This window comes from Streptomyces sp. NPDC002845 (assembly GCF_053591955.1).
This window is the reverse complement of the sequence record NZ_JBSFUU010000159.1, coordinates 1-8,657: the sequence shown is the minus strand read 5'-3', so window position 1 is coordinate 8,657 and position 8,657 is coordinate 1. Positions and strand designations below refer to the sequence as shown.

Genomic DNA, 8,657 nt, shown 5'->3' with positions numbered 1-8,657 from the left:
GCCTCGTCCGCCGCGCGCACGTGCAGCGCGTCACGGTCCGGATCCGCGTACACGGCCACGCTCGCGATACCGGCGTCCCGGCACGCCCGGGCCACCCGAACAGCGATCTCGCCACGGTTGGCGATGAGCACCTTGCGCACGATGGCTCCTTTGTGAACCTGGGTTTGAGCTGTCGGCCGCCGCCGCATCACCTGACGGGGAAAGGGGCACTGCGATCACTTCCTGATCCCGTTTGCCAGGGCGCGAAGACCGGGCGCCTGGTCACCGTCCGGGTCCAGGCGCGACATCGGGCGGCGCTGTCACAGGCGGGCCCGTGGGCAGGAACAGCCATTGGCATGCCTACCGAAGCGTGGAGAGCAGGGAGCACTGCGCATGGGCGTATGGCGATGACGGATCAGGCGGTGGGCAGTACAGCTCCGACCCTAGAGATCGTTGAACAATTCTTCAATATGCAGGCCGAGACGCAAGGCGCGGACTGGCGGCAGTGCGGCGCGGAGTCGGACGCCACCGCAGGGCGCCGCCTCGATCCGCCGTCACGGGCCCGCGAGACCCTCACCCGGGGGTTGACAGAGTCGCTGGATCGATTGACAGTCCAGAGAAAGAATTGTAGAACGATCCTACATAAATCGAGAAGGCGGAGGCTCGGACTCGCGATCGGGTCCCCGTCCCGCGATCCGGCCGATGCCGCGACTCAGCCACCGCTCAGCCGCTTCGAGCCCTCTCGCAGGCGGGAACCGCCGCGCGGTACAGTCCGTGCACATTCCGAAGTGAGCACGCAAATGCCTCCTTTCATCTCCACTCAGGCGCAGCCGCCCCCGGCCGCCGATACCGCCGATCGGGAGACCTGGATCCTGCCTTCGGTGGCCGCGTCCGCCCGTTCCGCCCGCCGCCAGGCCACGGAACAGCTGCAGGCGTGGGCCTGTCGCACCTGATCGACCACGCGGAGCCGATCGTCTCCGAACTCCTCACCAACGCGATCCGCCACGGCGCGGGATGCGACCCGGTCTGGCACACCGTGCGGCGCATCCGCACAGCGACCGGGGGCGCGGTCCGCGTTGAGGTCGGCGATCACGGCCGGGGATGGAGCGGCGTTCCGGCTCCCCGTGAAGCCGGCGACGACACCCGCTGCGACGGGCGGGGTCTGCACCTTGCCCAGGCCCTGTCTCTGAGCTGGGGTGCCTGGCGCCTGCCATACGGCCACGCGGCGTGGGCCGTACTGTCGGCCGACTCCCGGCCGGCCGGTTCGCACTTGCCCCCGGTTCGCCGAGATGCAATCGAATCGTAGAAGAAACCTCTCCACCTCTTGAAGGATCGTTCAACGATCCCTAGTTTGTTCCCACGTTTGAGCCGCGCATATGGACACGGATGGCCAAGGAGCCCCCATGAGTGAAGTTGACAGCCGAGCGGATTCAGTGGAACAGCAGCGCGTCCCCCGCCCCAGGACCCGCAGATTCGGGCCGGGGCTGCTGGTCACCGCCGCGTTCATCGGCCCAGGAACGGTGACGACCGCCAGCATCGCCGGTGCGGATTTCGGCTTCGCGCTGGTGTGGGCGGTGGCGTTCTCCGTCGGTGCGGCGATGGTGCTGCAAGAGATGTCTGCCCGCCTCGGCATTGTGAGCCGGGCCGGTCTCGGCGAGGCGCTGCGCACGACCTTCCGCCAGCCCGCCGTGATGTACGGCGCCATCGGCCTGGTCGTGGTCGCGATCGCGTTCGGTAACTCGGCCTACCAGACCGGCAACCTCACCGGCGCCGGCCTCGGCCTCGAAGCCGTCACCGGAGTGTCGCCCCAGGTGTGGGCCGGGGTGGTGGGTGCCGTGGCCTTCATCCTGCTCCTGACCGGCACCTACCGCCTGATCGAGAAGGCGATCATCGCCCTCGTCGTCCTGATGAGCGTGGTGTTCGTCGCGACGATGGTGATCGTGCGTCCGGATCTGGGAGACCTGTTCGGCGGGCTCGTCCCGTCGGTGCCCAATGGCTCGACGCTCATGGTGATCGCGCTCATCGGCACCACCGTCGTGCCCTACAACCTGTTCCTGCACGCCAGTTCCGTCAGCCAGAAATGGAGCGAGGACGTGCCCGTCGACGAGGCACTGAAGGAGTCGCGCGGCGACACCTACCTCGCCATCGGTCTGGGCGGCCTGATCACCCTCGCGGTCGTCACCACCGCGGCGACGGCCATGTTCACCAAGGGGCTTGAGGTCAAGAGCGCCGCCGACATGGCGGCCCAGCTGGAGCCGCTGCTCGGGTCGTGGGCCCAGAGCTTCTTCGCGCTCGGGCTGTTCGCCGCCGGACTCACCAGCGCGATCACCGCGCCGCTCGCGGCTGCGTTCGCCGTCAGCGGGGCGCTGGGCTGGAAGCCGGACCTGAAGGCCACCAGGTTCCGCGCGATATGGGCGCTGGTGCTCCTCACGGGCACGATCTTCGCGGTGCTCGGCGAGAGCCCGGTTACCGCGATCCTCTTCGCCCAGGCGGCCAACGGGCTGCTGCTGCCGGTCATCGCGGTGTTCCTGCTGGTAGTGATGAACCGCCGTGATCTGCTCGGTGACCACCGCAACAACCTCACCCGCAATGTGCTCGGCGGGGTGGTGGTGCTCGTGGCGACGGGCCTCGGCGTCTTCAACATCCTTCGCGCGACGGGCGTCGTGGGCTGACCGCGTGCAGGAGCGAACCTACCGTGTCGCACAAGGACTACCGTCTCAGCGACCTTGAGACCTCGACCTCGAGGAAGGCCTGGCATGTGGGCGGCAACGGCGTTGCCGGCCATGGTGACCAGCGCGAACATTGCTTGTGGCGTCCATCGTCAAGCCGCCCGAGGGTCGTGTCCCCGGCCAGGCGCGCGCGGTACACGCCGTGTCCTGCCGGAGTCTGAGCAGCCTTCTGCGAAGACATCCGCTGCCACCAGCCGCCTTCTTGCCTGACTGGCGAAAAGTTCACCGATGACGACGCCAGAGCCCCTGTCGGGGGCTGTCCGGGCCAGGCACGCGGACGACGCTGGCGAAACCGGCCTGGAAAGCGGAGACCGGGGCCATTCCCCCGGGGAGCTGTGAAGTTCGACGACAACCACCAGAACACCGCAGCCCGGGGCGTCGTCGAGCAGATCCAGAACGGACGGTACCGCCTCGTCCATCCCTTCGATGTTGCCCAGACACGGCTGCGATGGCCCATGGAAGACACCGACTGACGATGAGATTGTCATCCCTCCGGCGCGGGAGGACCTCACCGGCGAGGGTCCCCTCCGTGCCGAGGCGGGTGGCGAAGACCGGTTCTTCGCGGCGCGCGTCCGCCGGACCGGGCCGGGGCTTTGGTGCACACTCCGGCGCCCGGGACCGGTCACCCCTCGCCCGCGGATACGGAAAAGCAACGCCACCTGTCTACAAGCCCCTCCGCCTCCGGTGCTGCAGTGCCGGTGACGGGGCAGGCCCGTTCTACAGGTGCGAACCGCCTTCGGCGGCGATGCTGTCGGGGTACCTCTTCACGAGCTCCTTCTCGGCGTCGTCCAGGTAGGCGGCCAGCAGCAGCTCGGCCTTGACCCTGTCCGCCGCCTTGAGAGCGGACAGGATCTCCCGGTTGCGCGCCAGGTACGGCTCATGGAAACCGCGCGGATTGTCCATGGCGTGGAAGACCAGGCGCAGTTCGGCCAGGACACCGCGCATCAGCTCGTCCAAGCGCCTGCTGCGGGCAAGGCCCACGACGGCGTGGTGGAAATGGATGTTGGCGGTGCCCAGTTCGCGCCAGGCACCTTCCTCGGCGGCCTTCTCCCCTTCGGCGACCGCGGCCTCGGCCTGGCTCAGGTCATAGGGCGGCACCCCTAGATTGCGCACCGCTGCGCACTCGATGAGTCTGCGCACCTGGAAGATGTCGGTGACATCCTGCACGCTGAGCTCGCGGACGAAGACGCCTCGGTTGAGCTCGTGAACCAGCAGTCTCTCGTGCGTGAGCAGACGAAACGCCTCTCGCAGAGTGTTGCGGGAGATCCCCAGCGCGGTGCCGATGGCATCCTCGGAGAGCTTGCTCCCCGGCGGCAGGTGCCCCTCGGCGATGCGGGCACGCAAAATGTCAGCGACCCGGTCGGCGGTGCTGGAGCGCCCGAGTAGCACGCGGTCACTGACGAGCACGGCCGGGTCGACCTGGGCTGTCATGGTTTCGTCCTTCTCATACGGCCGACGGCGTCCGACGGTCTCCCGGCAGGCGGTGTCCTGTCTTGTTCCAGTCAACCGGAAACCCGCGAACGAAACAACAGAGGTCTTGTCGGATCGTTCAACGATCCTTTAATGTTTGCGGCGTGATCGTGAACAATCCCGCCGCGCCAAAGAAGTGCAGGTCACAGCAGGGCTGGATGTGTCGTTCATGGGCCCACCGGTGCCGCATGCCTGCTGCAGGGCGGCAATAAATCCAATGGGCAGCTGGCTTGTGACCGAAAGGATCGACGATGACAACCGTCACCCGTCCGGAGGCCCTCACTCCCGGCGAGGCGCGGGCGATGTTCCGCGACGGCACGAACTCGCCCACCGCGGGATGGTCTGCCACCTACACCCAGGCCAATCTCATCACGGTCCCCGCCGACTGGGCCCATGACGTTTTGCCGTTCTGCCGGCGCAACCCCAAGCCCTGCCCCGTCCTGGATGTCACCGACCCGGGATGCAGCTTCGCCTTCGAAAGCGCGCTGGCCGACGCAGGAGTACCCCTGCGCCACGTCGACCGGGGGCGCAACGTCGCGATGTACCGAACGAGCCGCCAGTGCCGCCCGACCGGCCGACTGCACGGCCGCATGGCAGTCGCCATGCGGCAGATCCCGCGCGACCTCGTCGGCACCGCGACCCGCGTGAGCGCGCTGATGCCCTCAGTGCATGGAGGCCGCCCAGTGCACGTCGTGGAACGCGGCGCTCTGGGCAATCGAGGACCTCGCGCGTCCGGACTTCGACGACCCGGTGGAGCCGGAACCGGGCGACGTGCCCGTGTTCTGGGCGTGCGGCGTCACGCCGCAGGCCGCTCTGATGGCCTCGCGTCCGCCGTTCGCGATCACTCACGCGCCCGGTTACATGCTGATCACCGACGCCCGGGACGCGGACTGCGGCCTCGGGTGAAGGCGCAGTGGTATCTCGTGCCCAGCGGACTGTCCCAAGGAGACAAAGCAGCGATGACGGACATCGTGATCGACCTCAATGCAGACCTCGCAGAAGGCTACGGACGGTGGGTGCTCACCGACGACGAGACCATGTTGTCGGTCGTCACCAGCGCCAATGTCGCCTGCGGCTTTCATGCGGGCGACCCCAGCATCATGCGCCGGGTCTGTGACATGGCGGCCGAGCGCGGTGTGAGGATCGGCGCCCAGGTCTCCTACCGGGACCTGGCCGGATTCGGCCGCCGCGCCATGGACGTACCGACGGAGGAACTCGCCAACGAGATCACCTACCAGATCGGTTCCCTCCAGGTCTTCGCCCGCGCCGCCGGAGCCACCGTGGCCTACGTCAAGCCGCATGGCGCCCTTTACAACCGCGTGGTGTCCGACCACGAGCAGTCGTCCGCCGTGGCTGCGGGCACGGCACTCGCCGATCCCACCCTGCCGGTGCTGTGCCTACCCGGCTCGGCCATGCACGTGCAGGCCCAGCGTGTCGGCCTGCCCACGGTCGACGAGGCATTCGTCGACCGCGCCTATGCGGCAACAGGAAAACTTGTCCCCCGCTCATCCCATGGTGCGGTGATCACCGATCCTGAGCAGGTCGCCCGCAGGGCCGTCACCCTGGCGCGAGAGCGGCGCGTCATCACGGTGGACGGCGAGTCCGTGTCCGTCCAGGCGCGTTCCCTGTGCCTGCACGGGGACACCCCTGGAGCGGCCGAAATGGCCAAGCAGGTACGCGCGGCGCTGGAGGCGGCCGGAGTCAGGGTGGAGGCGTTCGCATGAGACTCAGGCCGGTCGGAGAGGACTCCCTGCTTGTCGACCTGGACACGCCTGAAGAGGCCCAGGCCTGGCACGCGAAGCTCTTGAGCTGCCGCGGCGCAGGAACACTGGCGCCGGTGCGCGAGATCGTGCCCGGAGAGAGGACCGTTCTCCTGTACGGGGTGTCAGATGCCGGCGCCTTGGAGGCGGAGTTGCGCCAGTGGTCCGTGCCCGCGTTGGCGTCCGGCAGCGGACCTGTCCTGGACATCCCCGTGTATTACGACGGCGCCGATCTCAGCGCGGTCGCCGAACTGTGGGGGGTCGCCGAGGACGAGGTGGCACGGATCCACAGCAGCATCGAACACCGAGTGGCCTTCTGCGGTTTCTCCCCAGGATTCGCGTACATGACCGGGCTCGGTGACACATGTCATGTGCCGCGCCATGCCGCGCCGCGCACCTCGGTACCCGCCGGCTCCGTAGCGCTTGCAGGCACATACACCGGCATCTATCCGCGCCCCTCCCCCGGCGGCTGGCAGCTGATCGGAACGACCCACGTGCGCCTGTGGGACATGGAGCGCGAGCCCGCCGCACTGCTGACCCCCGGCATGCGCGTGCGGTTCGTCCCCCAGGAGCCCGGGTCCGAGAACATGGACGAAAGGCGCATCGCATGAGCGGCGGCAAACTGGAAGTCGTACAGGCCGGCGCGCTCACCACGATCCAGGACCTGGGCCGGTTCGGTCACGCCGGCCTGGGCGTACCGCGCTCCGGGGCACTGGACCAGCCGGCGCACCGACTGGCGAACCGCCTGGTGGGCAACCCCGCCGATGCGGCAACACTGGAAACCACGCTGACCGGGGTCGCCGTGCGCACCACCCAGGCCGTGATCGTTGCCGTGACCGGGGCCCCGGCCGCGGTGCGGGTCAACGGCCGGCCGGCGGCGTGGGCAAGCCCGGTACACCTGCCGGCCGGCGCCGTGCTCGAGGTGGGTGCGGCCACCAGCGGCCTGCGCAGCTACGTTGCCCTCAGCGGAGGCATCGCGGTACCCCCCGTCCTCGGAAGCCGCTCCACCGACCTGCTCTCCGGCCTCGGCCCCGCTCCTCTCAGGGACGGGGACACCCTGCCCCTGGGTGAGGTGACCGGCTCCCCCCTTCACACCGACACGGTGGTGTGGCAAGGACCTCCACAGGAACTGGTGCTTCCCGTACTCCTCGGCCCCCGGGACGACTGGTTCGCCGACAGCTCGGTCAGCACCCTTGCCACGGCCCGCTTCCGTGTCTCTTCCCACAGCAACCGCATCGCGCTGCGGATGGACGGGCCCGCGCTCGACCGGACCGTACAGGGGGAAATGCCCAGTGAAGGCATGGTGGTGGGAGCCATCCAGGTGCCACCCGACGGGAAACCCGTGGTCTTCCTCGCCGACTGCCCCACCACCGGCGGCTACCCGGTGATCGGCGTCGTACCCGAGAACCGGCTGCCCGCGGCCGCCCAGGCCGTGCCGGGCCTCACAGTCCGATTCATGCCGACCCGCCGCCGGCACTAGAGCACCGGCTTCTTCGCCCGGCGGGAGGGAACGGCCGGGCCGTTTACGGTGCGGGACGACGAGTTCGGTCTGGCGGTGGTCATGAGCACCGTGGTGATGGACGATCTCGGCCCCGACACCGCCTGGCGGGTGATGTTCTGGGCCGGCGCCCCACCGGCAGTGCTGCTGTTCGACGTCCGCCGCAACGTCCAGGACACACCCGAGGGTCCCCGTGGGGATGAAGCACTAGCCACCGGAGTTCAAGGCGGACGCGGTCGCGGCGTACGCCCTGCCGTGATCCGCGCCGCCTGCCGATCGGCCCTGACCGGTCACAGCGTCCGGGGCGGGAGCGTCCAAGTCACTGAAAGATGTGGCGGGCCGGGCCCGGGTGAGGGAGAGAAGGACAGTCGTGAAGCGTGCGGGAACAGGTGAGGCGGCTGAGGACGTGATGGCGGCAGTGGGCGGCGACCGGGCTGCTCTGGAGCGGGTGGTCCGTGCGGTGCAGCCGGAAGTGTTCCGGCTGGCCGTGCGGTTCTTCGGTGATCCTCGTGATGCCGAGGACGCGGCCCAGGAGGCGCTGATCCAGGTGATCACCCGGCTGGACCGGTTCCGGGCCGAAAGCGCCTTCTCCACCTGGGTGTACCGGGTGGCGACCAACAAGTTTCTGTCCATCGCCTGTACCCGGGGCGAGCGGCAGGCACTGAGCTTCACCGATTTCGAAGCCGAGCTCTCCCGCCTGCCGCAGTCCCCTCTGGCGACACCGCATCCTGACGTCGAGGAGCAGCTGCTGATCGAGGAGGTCAAGGTCGGCTGCACGCTCGCGATGCTGCTCTGCCTGGACCGTGAGCACCGGATGGCGTACATCCTCGGCGAGATCATGGAACTGGACCATGCGACCGCGGCCGAGATTCTCGGCATCACGCCGGCCGCGTACCGCAAGCGTCTGCAACGTGCCCGGGAGCGGATCACCCACCTGATGCGCGCCCGGTGCGGCCTGTTCGACAAGGCCAACGCCTGCCGCTGCCGGAAGCGGGTGACCGCAGCGGTCGGCCGCGGCTGCGTGGACCCCCACGACCTCGTGTTCGCCACCTCGGCGCGGCAGGCCCGGGAGTTTCCCGAGGTACTCACTGAGATCCGCCGCCTGGAGCACGCCGAACGCGCCGGCGCGATCTACCGCTCGCACCCGGAGGCACGCTCCCACGTCGACCTGGGCGGCTTTGTCGACAGCTTGTTCCCCGCCTGACACACCCACGCCGGTTC

10 protein-coding genes and 1 pseudogene are annotated in these 8,657 nt (G+C 68.7%); 8 read left to right on the top strand and 3 right to left on the bottom strand.

The genetic code is table 11. The features are described 5' to 3' along the window. Positions 1 to 140 (bottom strand): biotin carboxylase N-terminal domain-containing protein (locus ACWD3C_RS47205; RefSeq protein WP_208785519.1); only part of this gene is annotated, 140 nt, incomplete at its 3' end. A gap of 773 nt (positions 141 to 913) precedes the next feature. On the opposite strand from ACWD3C_RS47205, the gene ACWD3C_RS47200 reads away from it, so the two are divergent. The 3 genes from ACWD3C_RS47200 to ACWD3C_RS47190 all read left to right on the top strand — a co-directional run bounded on the left by ACWD3C_RS47200 (position 914) and on the right by ACWD3C_RS47190 (position 3,181). Continuing rightward, complete coding sequence (locus ACWD3C_RS47200) at positions 914 to 1,285, top strand: ATP-binding protein (RefSeq protein WP_451154777.1); 372 nt, start codon at positions 914 to 916, stop codon at positions 1,283 to 1,285. Between the two features lie 97 nt (positions 1,286 to 1,382). Further along, positions 1,383 to 2,651: an Nramp family divalent metal transporter gene (locus tag ACWD3C_RS47195; RefSeq protein ID WP_451154775.1), complete on the top strand. Its 1,269-nt coding sequence runs from the start codon at positions 1,383 to 1,385 to the stop codon at positions 2,649 to 2,651. Positions 2,652 to 3,043: 392 nt separating this feature from the next. Next, on the top strand, positions 3,044 to 3,181 hold the full coding sequence (locus tag ACWD3C_RS47190) for a hypothetical protein (protein ID WP_451154773.1): 138 nt from the start codon (positions 3,044 to 3,046) through the stop codon (positions 3,179 to 3,181). A gap of 244 nt (positions 3,182 to 3,425) precedes the next feature. Here the strand turns inward: ACWD3C_RS47190 and ACWD3C_RS47185 are convergent, their stop codons facing one another. Both ACWD3C_RS47185 and ACWD3C_RS47180 read right to left on the bottom strand, forming a co-directional pair. Then, entirely contained in the window at positions 3,426 to 4,139 is a 714-nt protein-coding gene (locus ACWD3C_RS47185) for a GntR family transcriptional regulator (RefSeq protein ID WP_451154771.1), read from the bottom strand. 118 nt (positions 4,140 to 4,257) lie between these two features. Then, positions 4,258 to 4,509 (bottom strand): hypothetical protein, encoded by a 252-nt coding sequence (locus tag ACWD3C_RS47180; RefSeq protein WP_451154779.1) that lies wholly within the window; start codon positions 4,507 to 4,509, stop codon positions 4,258 to 4,260. Here ACWD3C_RS47180 and ACWD3C_RS47175 point away from each other — a divergent pair. The 5 genes and pseudogenes from ACWD3C_RS47175 to ACWD3C_RS47155 all read left to right on the top strand — a co-directional run bounded on the left by ACWD3C_RS47175 (position 4,430) and on the right by ACWD3C_RS47155 (position 8,640). After that, a pseudogene (locus tag ACWD3C_RS47175) lies at positions 4,430 to 5,084 on the top strand (D-glutamate cyclase family protein). The gene ACWD3C_RS47180 and the pseudogene ACWD3C_RS47175 sit on opposite strands and share 80 nt — an antisense overlap. A 53-nt stretch (positions 5,085 to 5,137) precedes the next feature. After that, positions 5,138 to 5,902 carry a LamB/YcsF family protein gene (locus ACWD3C_RS47170; protein WP_451154769.1) on the top strand — a complete coding sequence of 255 codons (765 nt, stop codon included), beginning with the start codon at positions 5,138 to 5,140 and terminating at the stop codon, positions 5,900 to 5,902. Beyond that, a complete protein-coding gene (locus ACWD3C_RS47165) occupies positions 5,899 to 6,549 on the top strand; it encodes a 5-oxoprolinase subunit B family protein (protein ID WP_451154767.1) in 651 nt (216 codons plus the stop codon). Before ACWD3C_RS47170 ends, ACWD3C_RS47165 begins: the two co-directional genes overlap by 4 nt. After that, complete coding sequence (locus ACWD3C_RS47160; protein ID WP_451154765.1) at positions 6,546 to 7,418, top strand: 5-oxoprolinase subunit C family protein; 873 nt, start codon at positions 6,546 to 6,548, stop codon at positions 7,416 to 7,418. Before ACWD3C_RS47165 ends, ACWD3C_RS47160 begins: the two co-directional genes overlap by 4 nt. Positions 7,419 to 7,806: 388 nt before the next feature. Continuing rightward, positions 7,807 to 8,640: an RNA polymerase sigma factor gene (locus ACWD3C_RS47155; protein WP_451154763.1), complete on the top strand. Its 834-nt coding sequence runs from the start codon at positions 7,807 to 7,809 to the stop codon at positions 8,638 to 8,640. Positions 8,641 to 8,657 lie beyond the last annotated feature (17 nt).

What these genes read in the sequence shown, in the direction of transcription:
- ACWD3C_RS47165 (WP_451154767.1), top strand. Translation starts at nt 5,899, where the DNA reads ATGAGACTCAGGCCGGTCGGAGAGGACTCCCTGCTTGTCGACCTGGAC.
- ACWD3C_RS47185 (WP_451154771.1), bottom strand. Translation starts at nt 4,139, where the DNA reads ATGACAGCCCAGGTCGACCCGGCCGTGCTCGTCAGTGACCGCGTGCTA.
- ACWD3C_RS47195 (WP_451154775.1), top strand. Translation starts at nt 1,383, where the DNA reads ATGAGTGAAGTTGACAGCCGAGCGGATTCAGTGGAACAGCAGCGCGTC.
- ACWD3C_RS47170 (WP_451154769.1), top strand. Translation starts at nt 5,138, where the DNA reads ATGACGGACATCGTGATCGACCTCAATGCAGACCTCGCAGAAGGCTAC.
- ACWD3C_RS47160 (WP_451154765.1), top strand. Translation starts at nt 6,546, where the DNA reads ATGAGCGGCGGCAAACTGGAAGTCGTACAGGCCGGCGCGCTCACCACG.